We start from the raw sequence: 15044 nt of genomic DNA, 5'->3' as shown, positions 1-15044 counted from the left end.
GACATGGGCTTTCGCCTCTCGAAGATCTACACCCGCACTGGCGACAAAGGCGAAACCGGGTTGGCCGACGGCCGACGGGTCGGCAAAGACCACCCACGCATCGAAGCCATAGGCGAGTTGGACACGCTCAACAGCCAGCTCGGCCTGCTGCTTGCCGAACTGGATGATGCCGCCACGACCTGGCCGGCACTCAAGGAGATCAGCGAGGTGCTGAGCCCCTGCCAACACCGCCTGTTCGACCTCGGTGGAGAACTGGCGATGCCCGAGTACCAGGCCTTGCAGCAGGTAGAAGTGCAGCGCCTGGAGACGGCCATCGACAACTGGAACGAAGAGGTCGGCCCACTGGAAAACTTCATCCTGCCCGGCGGCTCCAGGCTGATAGCCCAAGCCCACGTCTGCCGCAGCCTCGCGCGCAGCAGCGAGCGCCGCTGTCAGCACCTCAACGCCGTGGAACCGCTACGTGGTGAGGGCCTCGCCTACGTCAACCGCCTCTCCGACCTGCTGTTCGTCGCGGCCCGCCTGATCGCCAAACGCCAGGGCATCGCCGAGGTGCTGTGGAAGGCGGCAGACAAACCCTAAAACCAGAAACTTGAGCGTAGGGTGCGCCGTGAGCACCTGAAATACTGCGATAGCTGCTCGGTGCGCACGGCGCACCCTACTACGGCCAGAACGCGCGGATTCCGGCCACGCCTTGGGCGCCGATCTGCCAGGCGCGCTCGATATCCGCCGGGCCTACGCCGCCCAGCAGATAAGCCGGCAGGTTGAAATGAGTCAGCATCTCGCTTGCAGCGTCCCAGCCCAGCGGCTGCGCCTCGGGATGAGTCGCGGTCGCCTGCACGGCGGATAGGGTGACGAAATCCACGCCCATCTGCATGGCCAGCGACAGCTCCTCGGCATTGTGGCAGGACGCCGCCAGCCAGCGACCCTCAGGGAAAGGGCGGCCGCCAGCGGCATACTTGCGCAGCTGTTCAGCCGTCAGGTGCCAGCCAGCCGCGGGAAAATCGCCCAACCACTCCAGCGGTCCCTTGAGCATCAGTTGCGCCTTGCCGGCACACAGCCCTTGCACGTCGACAGCCAGATCGCGGTATTGCGGGTCGAACATGTTCGGCGCGCGCAGCTGTATCAGCCTTACCCCCTGCGCCAGAGCACTGCGGATGCCGGCAAGCAGCTCACTCGACTGCAGGCCATCCGGGGTGATCAGGTAGCGCTCCGGCAAGCGCGCGGCAGCGACTATGGGTTTGTTGGCGGCGGGGAATTCGTATTCCAGCAACTGCCGTTCGTTGACCCAGGCCAATGGCTGGCCCTCGGCACCATGCGGCTCGCCACTGAAGGCCGAGACTTCCCAGACGTCCAGCAACACCTGCTTGTCCGGGTAGTCGTGGCGAATCTGGATCAGCGGGCGCGCAGCCTGCGGACGAATCCCCAGTTCCTCCTGCAGTTCACGATCAAGGGCGATCCGCACCGCCTCACCGTCCTCCACCTTGCCGCCGGGAAACTCCCACAGACCGCCCTGGTGTTTGTCATCGGGTCGCCTGGCGATCAGGATGCGTCCATCGACACCCCGAATCAACGCTGCTGCGACATGAACGCGCTTCACCCCCTTACCTCCTGCAATGCTGCCTGATACCAGCGCCGGAACGCCGGCCAGCGGTAGATGGTTTCGACATAGGCTGCTGCCGTTGTCGGTAGCGCCACATGATAACTGCGCAGACGCGCGGCGACCGGCGCATAGAAGGCATCGGCAATGCTGGCCTGACCGAACAGATAGTTGCCTGAAGTGGCGAAGCGCTCGCGGCAATCGGCCCAGATCGCGCAAATACGATCGATATCGGCCTGCGCCGCGTCCGGCAGCTCGGTCAGCGCCTTGTCACGCGCCAGATCCATCGGCAGGTGGCTGCGCAGAGCGCTGAAGCCACTGTGCATCTCCGCACAGACACTACGCGCCAAGGCGCGGGCCTGGCGATCCTGCGGCCATAGCTGCACCTCGGGGTAGCACTCGGCCAGATATTCGGCTATCGCCAGCGAATCCCACACCGGTCCCTGCTCGGTGAGCAGCACAGGCACCTTGCCGGTGGGCGAATGACGCTGCAATTGCGCGCGGCTGTCGGGCTGATACAGGCGCACCAGCACTTCTTCACATTCCACTCCAGCCAGCTCGACAGTCAGCGCGGCGCGCAACGACCAGGAGGAATAGTTCTTGTCGCCAATCACCAGTTTCAGTGCCATCTCGCGCGTCCTCGGGAATGAAGTCACTCGACGTTAAAAGCCTGCCTCCCGAATAGCAAATTCCCGCGCGTCATGGGGTCATGAGGCGCGGGAATACGGACGAGCAGGACGCGATCAGGTGCGGTATTCGGCGTTGATCTTGACGTACTCGTGGGACAGGTCGGTGGTCCAGATGGTCTCGCTGCAGGTGCCGCGTCCCAGCTCGATACGGATGGTGATTTCCTCACGGGCCATCACCGCCGCTCCCTGCTCTTCGGTGTAGGTGGTTGCACGGCAACCCTTGCTGGCGATGCAGACTTCGCCGAGGAACACGTCGATCTTGCTCACATCCAGTTGCGGTACGCCGGCATAGCCGACAGCAGCGAGGATGCGTCCCCAGTTCGGGTCGGAGGCGAACAGTGCGGTCTTGATCAGCGGCGAGTGGGCCACCGTGTAAGCCACGTCCAGGCACTCCTGATGGGTGCCACCAGCATTGACCTGAACAGTGACGAACTTGGTCGCACCTTCGCCGTCACGGACGATGGCCTGCGCCACCTCCATGAACACCTCGAACACGGCCTGCTTGAGCTTGGCGAACAACTCGCCGGAGGCCTCGGTGATTTCCGCCAGGGCCGCCTGGCCGGTGGCGATCAGCATGCAGCAGTCGTTGGTGGAGGTATCACCGTCGATGGTGATGCGGTTGAACGACTTGTTCGCCGCGTCGCGCACCAGATCCTGCAGCACGCCCTGAGCGACCTTGGCGTCAGTGGCGATGTAGCCGAGCATGGTCGCCATGTTCGGCCGGATCATGCCGGCGCCCTTGGAGATGCCGGTCACGGTGATGGTCACGCCATCATGCTGGAACTGCCGGCTGGCGCCCTTGGGCAGGGTGTCGGTGGTCATGATGCCGGTGGCAGCCGCTTCCCAGTTGTCGGCCTTGAGATCATCCAGCGCGGCCTGCAATGCGGACTCGATCTTCTCCACCGGCAGCGGCTCGCCGATCACACCGGTGGAGAACGGCAGTACGGCGCTTTCGGTTACACCGGTCAGCTCGGCCAGGCGTGCACAGGCACGGCGCGCACGGGCCAAGCCATCGGCGCCGGTACCGGCATTGGCATTGCCGGTATTGGTCAGCAGATAACGCACTTCACCACCCAGGCGCTCGCGAGTGATCAGTACCGGCGCCGCACAGAAGGCGTTGGTGGTTGTCACCCCGGCAATACGCGAACCTTCGGCACAGCGCATCACCACCACATCCTTGCGCCCGGGACGCTTGATGCCGGCTGAGGCGATGCCCAGCTCGAAACCAGGAACCGGGTGCAGGGTAGACAGCGGGCCAAGACCAACAGCCATAAGGTGAGCTCCTTGTGAGACGTTGCCGACCGCCAGGCGGTCTGAAAGATGGTAAAACGCCGCGAGCGGCAGAGCCGTCGCGGCGTCATCGAGGGCGGCGACAGCATAGCCGAAGCCCTCTCTACTGCAAGCGCCTTTAGCGGCGCGCAGCTGCCATGATCAGCCGATCTGACCGTGGCAGTGCTTGTACTTCTTGCCCGAGCCACAAGGGCACGGTTCGTTGCGGCCGACCTTCGGCTCGGCGCGTACTGGCGCTGCAGCCACAGCGACGTCGCCCTCTTCGCCATTGCTCTCTTCAGCCGCCAGGGCCGAAGCGTCAGCGTGCTGGAACTGCATGCGCTCGGCCATCGCTTCAGCCTCGCGACGCAGTCGGGCTTCTTCTTCGGCCGGATCTTCGCGACGTACCTGAACGTGGCTGAGCACGCGAATGGTGTCGCGCTTGATCGACTCCAGCAGCTCCTGGAACAGGGCGAAGGACTCGCGCTTGTATTCCTGTTTCGGGTTCTTCTGCGCGTAACCGCGCAGGTGAATACCGTGACGCAGGTGGTCCATGGTCGACAGGTGGTCTTTCCACAGGTCATCCAGCACGCGCAGCAGAATCTGCTTCTCGAAGGTACGCAGGGCCTCGGCACTGGCCTGGGTTTCCTTTTCGTTGTACGCGCTCAGCAGCTCGGCCAGGATGCGCTCACGCAGGGTTTCCTCGTACAGCTTGTCGTCTTCATCCAGCCACTGCTGGATCGGCAGCTTGATGCCGAAGTCGCTCTGCAGCGTCGACTCCAGGCCAGCCACGTCCCACTGCTCTGGCATCGACTGCGGCGGGATGTGGTTGTTGACCGCAGCGGTCAGCACTTCCTCGCGGAACTCGGCGATGGTGTCGCCAACGCTCTCGGCAGCCAGCAGGCTGTTGCGCATGTGGTAGATCACCTTGCGCTGCTCGTTGGCCACGTCATCGAATTCGAGCAGTTGCTTGCGCATGTCGAAGTTGCGGCCCTCGACCTTGCGCTGGGCCTTCTCGATGGCGTTGGTGACCATGCGGTGCTCGATGGCCTCGCCGGACTGCATACCAAGAGCCTTCATGAAGTTCTTCACCCGATCCGAGGCGAAGATGCGCATCAGGTTGTCTTCCAGCGACAGGTAGAAGCGGCTGGAACCCGGGTCACCCTGACGGCCGGCACGACCGCGCAGCTGATTGTCGATACGACGCGATTCGTGGCGCTCGGAAGCGATCACATGCAGGCCGCCGGCTTCGATCACCTGCTGGTGACGCTTCTGCCACTCGCTCTTGATCTGCGCGATCTGCTCGTCGGTCGGGTTTTCCAGCGCCGCGACTTCCACTTCCCAGTTGCCACCGAGAAGGATGTCGGTACCACGACCGGCCATGTTGGTGGCGATGGTCAGCGCGCCCGGACGACCGGCCTGGGCGATGATCTCGGCTTCCTTGTCGTGGAACTTGGCGTTGAGCACCTTGTGCTCGATACCTTCCTGATTCAGCAACTGGCTGACGTACTCGGAGGTTTCGATAGTGGCGGTACCAACCAGGATCGGCCGGCCCTGGGCCTGGCAGTCCTTGATGTCGGCGATGATCGCCTGGTACTTCTCTTCCTGGGTCAGGTAGACCAGGTCGTTGAAGTCCTTGCGCGCGACCGGCTTGTTGGTCGGGATCACCATCACGTCCAGACCGTAGATCTGGCGGAACTCGAAAGCCTCGGTGTCGGCGGTACCGGTCATGCCGGACAGTTTGTTGTAGAGACGGAAGTAGTTCTGGAAGGTGGTCGAGGCGAGGGTCTGGCTCTCGGCCTGAATGTTCACCCCTTCCTTCGCTTCGATGGCCTGATGCAGGCCCTCGGAGAGGCGGCGACCTGGCATGGTACGGCCGGTGTGCTCGTCGATCAGGATCACCTGACCGTTCTGCACGATGTACTCGACATTGCGATTGAACAGCTTGTGCGCACGCAGGCCGGCGTAAACGTGAGTCAGCAGACCGAGGTTGTGCGCGGAATACAGGCTCTCACCCTCGGCCAGCAGGCCTGCAGCGGTGAGCATCTCTTCGACGTACTGGTGGCCGGCCTCGTTGAGTTCGACCTGGCGCGATTTCTCGTCGACCTTGTAGTGACCTTCCTGAGTCACCACGCCTTCCTCTTCCTCGATGTGCTGCTTGAGGCGCGGGATCAGCTTGTTGATCTCGATGTACAGCTTGGAGCTGTCCTCGGCCTGACCGGAGATGATCAGCGGGGTACGCGCTTCGTCGATGAGGATGGAGTCGACTTCGTCGATCACGGCGAAATTCAGCTCGCGCTGGAACTTGTCTTCCAGGCTGAAGGCCATGTTGTCGCGCAGGTAGTCGAAACCGAATTCGTTGTTGGTGCCGTAGGTGATGTCAGCGGCGTAAGCGGCGCGCTTCTCTTCCGGCGGCTGGAAGGGGGTGACGATACCCACGGTCAGGCCGAGGAACTCGTACAGCGGACGCATCCAATTGGCGTCGCGGCGGGCCAGGTATTCGTTGACCGTGACCACGTGCACGCCCTTGCCGGACAGCGCGTTGAGGTAAACCGCCAGGGTACCTACCAGGGTCTTGCCCTCACCGGTACGCATCTCGGCGATCTTGCCTTCATGCAGGGTCATGCCGCCGATCAGCTGCACATCGAAGTGGCGCATGCCCATCACTCGCTTACCGGCCTCACGGGCCACGGCAAAGGCTTCGGGAAGCAGCTTGTCGAGGGTTTCGCCCTGAGCCAGACGGCCCTTGAACTCTTCGGTCTTGCCACGCAGTTGCTCGTCCGAGAGGGCGATCATCTGCTCTTCGAGGACGTTGACGGACTGCACCGCCTTGAGCAAGCGTTTGACTTCACGCTCATTCTTGCTTCCGAAAAGTTTTTTAAACAGAGGCGCAAACATATCGACAGGATCTTCCGGCGAATGGATGGAGGTCGGCGCAAATCGCGACCTGGCAGCCAGCATGGCTGCGGGCGAAGGGGGCATTCTACCCGGAAAACTCAGGGAGGAAAGTGACGTTGTCAGCCCGTTGCTGCCGTGTGATGGCGCAGGCCACGCATCCCCGGTCAGCCAGGGGCGCGGCGTGAAACTTTATATGGGGATGAATGCTGGCAATTCAAGGCCAGCCATCGCCGTTGACTCACTCGACGCCGTTGGCTCGTGCGATATAGAGGGCGGGATTGACCTGTCGGCCATCCTTGCTGACTTCGAAGTGCACGTGATAACCGGTGGAGCGACCACTGCGGCCGACCTTGGCGATGGTCTGGCCGCGCTGCACCAGATCGCCGATCTGCACGGTATTGCTCTGGTTGTGGGCATAGAGCGTGACGTAACCATCCGTGTGACTGATTTCCACGGTATTGCCGTAACCATTCTTCCTGCCGGAAAAAGTCACCACACCCGCCGCCACCGAAACCACGTCACTGCCAGGCTTGGCCGCGAAATCGATGCCCTTGTGGACACTGGCGCGGCCGGTCAGCGGATGCACACGACGGCCGAAAGGTGACGATACATAACCTTGCAAGACCGGGCGACCGGACAGTGTTTCCGCTTCACTCAGGCGGCGCTCGCCAAGCAGTTGCTCCAGCACTTCCAACTGCTGCTCACGACTCTCCACGCGCAGCGCCAGCTCATCCAGGGCGTTCATGAAAGGCGGCGGCGCATAGGCCGAAGCCCCCAGTGGATCTTCCGCGCCGCCCTGACCGACACTGAGGGAGAAGTCGAACTCACCGGCGTCCAGTTCCGCCAGTTCGGTGAGGCGCTCACCCAGGGCATCGAGCCGGGTGAGACGCGCCTGCAGCTCGGCAACATGCACAGCGAAGGCGTCGAGCTGACGTTGCGCGTCCTGGCGCACGGCGCCGACCTGCTCGCGCTGCTGGTCGAGGGCTTCGACCAGCGAGGTGTCGACCACAGGTTCGGCGGTCAACCACTTGGCGCCCATCGCAGCACCGGCAGCAAGGCTCAGGACCAGGAGCAGGACGACCGAGAGCAGCAACCAGCGCAGGTCCAGATTGATCGTTCGCGCCGAACCGTGACGGCTATTGAGCAAGATGATATGCAATGGCTTCCCCTTTTCGCAGAACACAGGCCGGTAGCACGCTCTGCTACCATGACGGCTCTGCAACTTAAGGCTTCCTGCCATGACGTTTCGTCCCTTGCCGGCCCAGGCACCCGCTAAGCTGTTACGCGAAGCCAAGCCCCTGAAAGCGCTGTTCGGTCAGGCGCAACGCCTTACCCACCTGCAGCGTCTTGTCGATAGCCAGCTGCAGCCTGCTGCCCGGGAACACTGTCATGTAGCGTCCTGGCGCGACGGCTGCTTGTTATTGATCGTGACCGATGGCCACTGGGCAACACGCCTGCGTTATCAGCAAAGAAGACTGCAACGACAACTGCAGGCACTTGAAGAATTCGCGACCTTAACGAAAATCATGTTCAAGGTGCAACCTCAAGGCGGCCAGAATCGTGGAACCGGTCGCACCTTGCACTTGTCGAATAGCGCCGCACAAAGCATCCAGGCAACGGCCGAAGGTATCAGCGACCCCAGGCTACGCGCGGCACTCGAGCGCCTGGCCAGCCACACGCAGAAAGACCAATAAGCCCCCGCTCCGCTCGTCGGTAAAACTCGTTTCGAGGCAGGCGCCAGACAAATGGCGCCAGAGACCCTCTCCCCAAAGTCCCACTCCACAGAGTGACCGGCCATAAAAAAGGCCACCCGAAGGTGGCCTCAAATAAAGCTGGAAAAGAGAGTTGGTTTACACCGCCGCAACCGGGCGCATGTAAGAGATCGGTGCGAGCTTGGCGTCCTCGAAGGTCACCATTTCCCAGGCATCGGTCTGTTCGATCAACGTACGCAGCAAACGATTGTTCAGCGCGTGACCAGACTTGAAGCCCTTGAACTCGCCGATCAGGCTGTTGCCCAGCAGGTACAGATCGCCGATGGCATCGAGAATCTTGTGTTTGACGAATTCGTCCTCGTAACGCAGGCCGTCTTCGTTGAGCACACGATATTCGTCGACCACGATGGCGTTTTCCACACTGCCACCGAGTGCCAGGTTCTGCGAACGCAGGAACTCGATGTCACGCATGAAGCCGAAGGTGCGGGCCCGGCTGACTTCCTTGACGAAAGACGTGCTGGAGAAATCCACACTGGCGCTCTGCGTACGATTGCGGAACACGGGGTGATCGAAGTCGATCTCGAAGCTCACCTTGAAGCCGTCGAAAGGTACGAAGGTGGCGCGCTTGTCGCCCTCCTCCACCGTCACCTCACGCAGGATGCGGATGAACTTCTTCGGCGCTTCCTGCTCCTGCAGGCCAGCGGATTGAATCAGGAATACAAAGGGACCAGCGCTACCATCCATGATAGGTACTTCGGACGCGGAGAGCTCGACGTAGGCGTTATCGATGCCCAGGCCTGCCATGGCCGAAAGCAGGTGCTCTACCGTATCCACCTTGACATCACCATTGATCAACGTGGTCGACATGGTGGTTTCACCGACATTCCCGGCCAGCGCGCGGATTTCCACGACGGGGTCGAGGTCGGTACGACGAAACACGATACCGGTATCCACCGGTGCCGGCTTCAGGGTCAGGTAAACCTTCTCCCCCGAATGCAGGCCAACGCCGGTGGCACGGATGATGTTCTTCAGGGTGCGTTGTCTGATCATGGCTTGGCCGCTATATCGCTAGTTGCGAACTGTTTTCAACAATGGTCGGGAATGATAGCAGAACCGACCTTTGCTGAACACCAATCACCCATATACTCCTGATAAATTCCATCAATCAGCCTGGCGACGCAGGAAAGCCGGAATATCCAGGTAATCGAGGTCGTCCTGGGTATTGAGCTTGGCTGCAGTGGCCGCACCGCCATGACTCTGGCGCTGCACGGTGGGACGCTCGTAGTCCTTGTAGTTGACCGACTGCTCGCTGCGCGGCTGCGCGGCAGGCTGCTGGGCAACCGGCTGGCTGACGGCGACCTGAACGGTGTTGTCGACCACCTTCACCGGCTTCTCCATGCGCGCGCCGAGGCCGGTAGCGACCACGGTAACGTGCAGCTCGTCGCGCATGTCGGCGTCGATCACGGTGCCGACCTTGACGGTGGCGTGCTCGGAAGCGAACTGCTCGATGATGTTACCCACGTCGGAATACTCACCCAGCGACAGGTCCGGACCGGCAGTGATGTTCACCAGAATGCCGCGCGCACCCTGCAGGTTGACGTCTTCCAGCAGCGGGTTGCGGATCGCCGCTTCGGTGGCTTCGCGCGCACGGTTCGGACCGCTGGCGCAGCCGGTGCCCATCATGGCCATGCCCATTTCGCTCATCACGGTTTTCACGTCGGCGAAGTCGACGTTGATCATCCCCGGACGCTTGATGATGTCGGAGATACCGCGCACGGCGCCGGCCAGCACGTCGTCAGCCTTGGCGAAGGCGGACAGCAGGCTGGCGTCCTTGCCGAGGATGGTCAGCAGCTTTTCGTTGGGAATGGTGATCAGCGAGTCGACGCTCTCGGACAGCGCGCGGATGCCCTCGTCGGCGATGACCATGCGCTTCTTGCCCTCGAACGGGAACGGACGGGTCACCACTGCCACGGTGAGAATGCCCAGTTCCTTGGCCACCTCAGCGATCACCGGCGCAGCGCCGGTGCCGGTACCGCCACCCATGCCGGTGGTGATGAACACCATGTCAGTGCCTTGCAGCACTTCGGCGATGCGCTCGCGATCTTCCAGCGCGGCCTGACGACCGACTTCCGGATTGGCACCGGCACCCAGGCCCTTGGTCACGCCCGGGCCGAGCTGCAGCACGGTACGTGCGCCGATGTTCTTCAGCGCCTGCGCATCGGTGTTGGCGCAGATGAACTCGACGCCCTCGATGTTGCTGACGGCCATGTGATTGACTGCGTTGCCGCCGCCACCACCGACACCGATTACTTTGATTACCGCGCTTTGCGGAATGTTATCTACTAGTTCGAACATGATCCCTCTCCTTCCTTTCTAGTTGTAACGCCTACTGCAAATTTAGAAATTGCCTTGCACCCAACGCTTGATGCGTTCGAGTACCGGGGTTTTGTTTTCGTCCTGGTAAGGACTGCCCACCGACATGGAAATGCCGTCGTTCTGCTTCTGCAGCCCGTACAACAGCAAACCCACACCGGTGGAATAAATCGGGTTGCGCACCACGTCGCCCATGCCCTTGACGCTGTGCGGTACGCCCAGTCGAACCGGCATGTGGAAAATTTCTTCGGCCAGTTCGACCGCGCCTTCCATCTTCGCCGTGCCGCCGGTCATGACGATGCCGGCCGGGATCAGGTCTTCGTAACCGCTGCGGCGCAGCTCGGCCTGCACCAGGGTGAACAGCTCGTCGTAACGCGGCTCGACCACTTCGGCCAGAGACTGGCGCGAGAGATCACGCGGCGGGCGATCACCGACGCTCGGCACCTTGATGGTTTCGCCGGCACCGGCCAGCTTGGCCAGGGCGCAGGCGTAGCGGATCTTGATTTCCTCGGCGTACTGGGTCGGCGTACGCAGGGCCATGGCGATGTCGTTGGTGACCTGGTCACCGGCAATCGGGATCACCGCGGTGTGGCGAATCGCGCCTTCGGTGAAGATGGCGATATCGGTGGTGCCACCGCCGATGTCCACCAGGCACACGCCCAGCTCCTTCTCGTCCTCGGTCAGTACCGAATAAGCGGATGCAAGCTGCTCGAGGATGATGTCGTCGACTTCCAGGCCGCAGCGGCGCACGCACTTCTCGATGTTCTGCGCGGCATTCACGGCGCAGGTGACCACGTGCACCTTGGCCTCCAGGCGCACGCCGGACATGCCCAGCGGCTCGCGCACGCCTTCCTGGTTATCGATCACGTAATCCTGGGCCAGGGTGTGCAGCACGCGCTGATCCGCCGGGATGGCCACAGCCTGCGCGGCGTCGAGCACGCGCTCGATGTCGGCCGGGCTCACTTCACGATCACGGATGGCGACGATACCGTGGCTGTTGAGGCTGCGGATGTGATTGCCGGCCACACCGACGAACGCGGAGTGAATGCGGCAGCCGGCCATTAGCTGCGCCTCTTCCACCGCGCGCTGGATCGAGGCCACGGTGGACTCGATATTGACCACCACGCCCTTCTTCAGCCCGCGCGACGGATGGGTGCCGATACCGACGATTTCCAGCTGGCCGTCGGCCGTCACCTCGCCCACCAGCGCCACCACCTTGGAGGTGCCGATGTCCAGGCCAACGATCATCTTGCCGCTCTGCGCGCTATTCATTAGTCCAGCCTCTCCTCAATTCACTTTCTGCTCGGCCGCGGCCGGCTCCACCGGCTCACGCCAGGCCACGGCCAGGCCGTTGGCATAACGCAGGTCGATGCGCGCGATGTTCGCGCTCTGTTCTTTCAGTTCCCGCTCATAGATGGCGGCGAAACGACGCATTTTTTCCACCACGTGATCACGTCCCAGCAGGATGTCGATGCGCTGGCCGCTGGCGTTCTCGGTAGCCGAGAGAAACCAGCTGCCGCGTTCGCGCAACTGCAGCCCGACCACGGTGAAGCCCATCGGCCGCAGCAGTTGGCTGAGCATCTGGTACTGCTGCATCACCTTCGGCTGCGCCCGCTTCGGGCCGGACAGCTGCGGCAGATGCTGGTAGTTGTCCAGCTCCTGTGGCGCGAAGGCCTGACCCTGGTTGTTGAGCAGCGCCTCGTCACCCCAACGGGCGATGGGCAGTTGTTCCTCCAGACGCACGTCGATCTGATCCGGCCAGACACGACGCACTTCGGCATGGGCGATCCAGGGCATGCGCTCGAGCTCCTCGCGCATGCCGCGCAGGTCGGCGCTGAAGAAGCTCGCCTCGATATACGGCGCGATCCGCCGCTGCACCGCCTGCTGACTGACATAAGCCAGATCACCCTGCACGCTGATGCGGGCGATCGGGCGGTCGGCGTAGGGCAGCAGACGCAACGCGCCCTCGTAGGCGCCAAAGCCCAGACCAACCAGCAGCAGCGGCCAGAGCAGCCGTCCCACCCAGGAGAAATCCGCCTTGGGCATGCGCAGGCGCATCGGCTCCTTGGCCACCAGACGGCTGGCGCCACGCGGCGCGGCCTTGCCGCGTTGCGGAGCCCTCAGCGAGTCCTGATGACGCAGAGCGATGCTCATCGCTTAACCCCTCGCCGCGACGCTGTCAGCCAGGATCGCCATCACCAGTTGCTGGAAATCCAGACCGGCAGCACGCGCGGCCATTGGCACCAGGCTGTGGTCGGTCATGCCCGGCACGGTGTTCACTTCCAGCAGCCAGAACTGGCCGCTGGCATCCTGCATCACGTCGGCACGCGCCCAGCCCTGAGTCCCCACTGCCTCGCAGGCACGCGCGGTCAGCTCTTTCAGTTCCGCCTCTTTCTCGGCCGACAGGCCGCAGGGAATGCGGTACTGGGTGTCATCGGCCAGGTACTTGGCGTCGTAGTCGTAGAAGGTGTGCGGCGTGCCCAGGCCAATGGGCGGCAGCACTTCGCCACGCAGCACGGCGATGGTGTATTCGGGACCGGCGATCCACTGCTCGACCAGCACCTGGCTGTCATAGCGCGCGGCGTCCTGCCAGGCAGCGGTCAGCGTCTCGACGCTGTCGACCTTGGCCATGCCGATGCTGGAACCTTCATGGGCCGGTTTGACGATCAGCGGGAAGCCCAGTTCGGCAGCTGCCGCTTCGCAGTCGGCCTGCGAAGTGAGCACGGCGTGGCGCGGCGTCGGCAGGCCAAGGCTGTGCCAGACCTGTTTGGTGCGCAGCTTGTCCATCGCCAGCGCCGAAGCGAGGATGCCGCTGCCGGTGTAGGGGATGCCGGCGCACTCGAGCAGCCCCTGCATGGAGCCATCTTCGCCACCACGACCGTGCAGCACGATAAAGGCGCGGTCGATCTTCTCGCTGTTCAAACGAGCCAGGAAATCATCGCCCACATCGATGCCGAAAGCGTCCACGCCTGCGGCCTGCAGGGCGCTGAGCACGGCATTGCCGGATTTCAGCGACACCTCGCGCTCGGCGCTCTTACCGCCGAACAGCACGGCGACGCGGCCGAAGCCCTTGGGATCGAGGGTACTGTGCAAACTCATTTCGACTCCCCCACGAACAGCGGGTGTTTGATCAGTTGCGGTGCCACCGCGCCGATATCGCCCGCGCCCTGGCACAGCAGGATGTCGCCGGCACGCAGCAGCGGTTTGAGCAGCAGCGCCAGGTCGGCGCCACGCTCGACGTAGATCGGATCGAGCTGGCCACGCTGACGGATGCTGTGACACAGCTGGCGGCTGTCGGCACCGGGAATCGGCTCTTCGCCAGCCGGGTAGACCTCCACCAACAGCAGCACATTGGCTTCGCCGAGCACCTGTACGAAGTCGTCGTACAGATCACGGGTACGGCTGTAGCGGTGCGGCTGGTAGACCATCACCAAACGGCGCTCCGGCCAGCCGCCACGCACGGCCTTGACCACTGCGGCCACTTCACGCGGGTGATGACCATAGTCGTCCACCAGCATCACGCTGCCACCGTCGACCGGCAGTTCGCCGTAGACCTGGAAGCGCCGGCCTACACCCTGAAAGCCCGACAGCCCGGCGACGATGGCGGCATCGTCGATGCCTTCGTCGGTGGCGATGGCGATGGTGGCCAAAGCATTGAGGACGTTGTGGTTGCCCGGCATGTTCACCGACACGTCGAGCGGCTCGCAGTCCGGGCGCAGCACGGTGAAGTAGGTACGCATGCCTTCCTGGCGCACGTTGATCGCGCGCACGTCGGCGTCTTCGGCAAAGCCGTAGGTCACGGTCGGACGGCCAACCTGCGGCAGCAGCTCGCGCACCACCGGATCGTCCACGCAGAGCACGGCGAGGCCGTAGAACGGCAGGTTGTGCAGAAACTCGATGAAGGTCTTCTTTAGCCGGTTGAAGTCACCGCCATAGGTGCTCATATGGTCGGCGTCGATGTTGGTGACCACCGAAACCATCGGCTGCAGATGCAGGAAGCTGGCGTCGCTCTCGTCCGCCTCGGCGATCAGAAAACGGCTGGAGCCCAGCTGAGCATTGGTGCCAGCAGCGTTCAGGCGGCCACCGATGACGAAAGTCGGGTCCAGGCCACCAGCAGCGAACACCGAGGCCAGCAGGCTGGTGGTGGTGGTCTTGCCATGGGTGCCGGCCACCGCGATGCCGTGACGGTAGCGCATCAGCTCGGCGAGCATCTCCGCACGCGGCACCACCGGGATACGCCGCTCCAGCGCGGTGGCGACTTCCGGGTTGCTGGTGTTGACGGCACTGGAGACCACCAGCACGTCGGCTTGCTCGGCATTCTCGGCAGCGTGACCAATGAAGATCTGCGCGCCGAAGCTTTCCAGACGCTCGGTAACGGCCGAGGCCTTGAGGTCGGAGCCTGACACTTCGTAGCCCAGGTTCAGCAGCACCTCGGCGATACCGCACATGCCCACGCCGCCGATACCGACGAAGTGGATACGGCGGATACGGCGCATGCGCCGCACT

The 15044-nt window shown here is 62.9% G+C and carries 13 protein-coding genes; 2 read left to right on the top strand and 11 right to left on the bottom strand.

The annotated features are described in order from the left end of the window. Positions 1-3: 3 nt before the first annotated feature. Positions 4-579 (top strand): cob(I)yrinic acid a,c-diamide adenosyltransferase, encoded by a 576-nt coding sequence (locus JWV26_RS15675; protein WP_003459361.1) that lies wholly within the window; start codon positions 4-6, stop codon positions 577-579. A 79-nt stretch (positions 580-658) separates the two neighbouring features. Here the strand turns inward: JWV26_RS15675 and JWV26_RS15670 are convergent, their stop codons facing one another. From JWV26_RS15670 to JWV26_RS15650, 5 genes are all read right to left on the bottom strand, one after another. Then, positions 659-1597: a Nudix family hydrolase gene (locus JWV26_RS15670; RefSeq protein WP_206417276.1), complete on the bottom strand. Its 939-nt coding sequence runs from the start codon at positions 1595-1597 to the stop codon at positions 659-661. Next, positions 1594-2226, bottom strand: coding sequence for a glutathione S-transferase family protein (locus tag JWV26_RS15665; protein WP_206417275.1), 633 nt, complete (start codon positions 2224-2226; stop codon positions 1594-1596). The genes JWV26_RS15670 and JWV26_RS15665 overlap by 4 nt, the downstream gene beginning before the upstream one ends. A 114-nt stretch (positions 2227-2340) precedes the next feature. Next, positions 2341-3558 carry a bifunctional glutamate N-acetyltransferase/amino-acid acetyltransferase ArgJ gene (gene argJ / locus JWV26_RS15660; protein WP_206417274.1) on the bottom strand — a complete coding sequence of 406 codons (1218 nt, stop codon included), beginning with the start codon at positions 3556-3558 and terminating at the stop codon, positions 2341-2343. Positions 3559-3717: 159 nt separating this feature from the next. Then, complete coding sequence (gene secA, locus JWV26_RS15655) at positions 3718-6453, bottom strand: preprotein translocase subunit SecA (protein WP_072423032.1); 2736 nt, start codon at positions 6451-6453, stop codon at positions 3718-3720. A 238-nt stretch (positions 6454-6691) separates the two neighbouring features. Then, the gene (locus JWV26_RS15650) at positions 6692-7612 is read right to left on the bottom strand and encodes a M23 family metallopeptidase (RefSeq protein ID WP_045734160.1); all 921 of its coding nucleotides are present in this window, start codon (positions 7610-7612) and stop codon (positions 6692-6694) included. 79 nt (positions 7613-7691) lie between these two features. Here JWV26_RS15650 and JWV26_RS15645 point away from each other — a divergent pair, with 79 nt between their 5' ends. Beyond that, positions 7692-8147, top strand: coding sequence for a DUF721 domain-containing protein (locus tag JWV26_RS15645; protein ID WP_021488112.1), 456 nt, complete (start codon positions 7692-7694; stop codon positions 8145-8147). 156 nt (positions 8148-8303) lie between these two features. Here JWV26_RS15645 and lpxC read toward each other — a convergent pair whose 3' ends face one another. From lpxC to murC, 6 genes are all read right to left on the bottom strand, one after another. Further along, the gene (lpxC, locus tag JWV26_RS15640) at positions 8304-9215 is read right to left on the bottom strand and encodes a UDP-3-O-acyl-N-acetylglucosamine deacetylase (protein WP_013714156.1); all 912 of its coding nucleotides are present in this window, start codon (positions 9213-9215) and stop codon (positions 8304-8306) included. 111 nt (positions 9216-9326) lie between these two features. Beyond that, positions 9327-10520 carry a cell division protein FtsZ gene (ftsZ, locus tag JWV26_RS15635; RefSeq protein WP_021488111.1) on the bottom strand — a complete coding sequence of 398 codons (1194 nt, stop codon included), beginning with the start codon at positions 10518-10520 and terminating at the stop codon, positions 9327-9329. 42 nt (positions 10521-10562) lie between these two features. Then, the gene (gene ftsA, locus JWV26_RS15630; protein ID WP_017678973.1) at positions 10563-11810 is read right to left on the bottom strand and encodes a cell division protein FtsA; all 1248 of its coding nucleotides are present in this window, start codon (positions 11808-11810) and stop codon (positions 10563-10565) included. A 15-nt stretch (positions 11811-11825) separates the two neighbouring features. Further along, entirely contained in the window at positions 11826-12692 is an 867-nt protein-coding gene (locus JWV26_RS15625; RefSeq protein WP_093048769.1) for a cell division protein FtsQ/DivIB, read from the bottom strand. Positions 12693-12695: 3 nt separating this feature from the next. Beyond that, positions 12696-13637: a D-alanine--D-alanine ligase gene (locus tag JWV26_RS15620; protein ID WP_206417273.1), complete on the bottom strand. Its 942-nt coding sequence runs from the start codon at positions 13635-13637 to the stop codon at positions 12696-12698. After that, positions 13634-15034, bottom strand: a complete 1401-nt coding sequence (gene murC / locus JWV26_RS15615) for a UDP-N-acetylmuramate--L-alanine ligase (protein ID WP_241201313.1) — start codon at positions 15032-15034, stop codon at positions 13634-13636. The genes JWV26_RS15620 and murC overlap by 4 nt, the downstream gene beginning before the upstream one ends. Between the last annotated feature and the right edge of the window lie 10 nt (positions 15035-15044).

Source organism: Ectopseudomonas toyotomiensis (genome assembly GCF_017167985.1).
Taxonomy (GTDB): domain Bacteria; phylum Pseudomonadota; class Gammaproteobacteria; order Pseudomonadales; family Pseudomonadaceae; genus Aquipseudomonas; species Aquipseudomonas toyotomiensis.
This window is presented reverse-complemented; position numbering and strand designations above follow the sequence as displayed.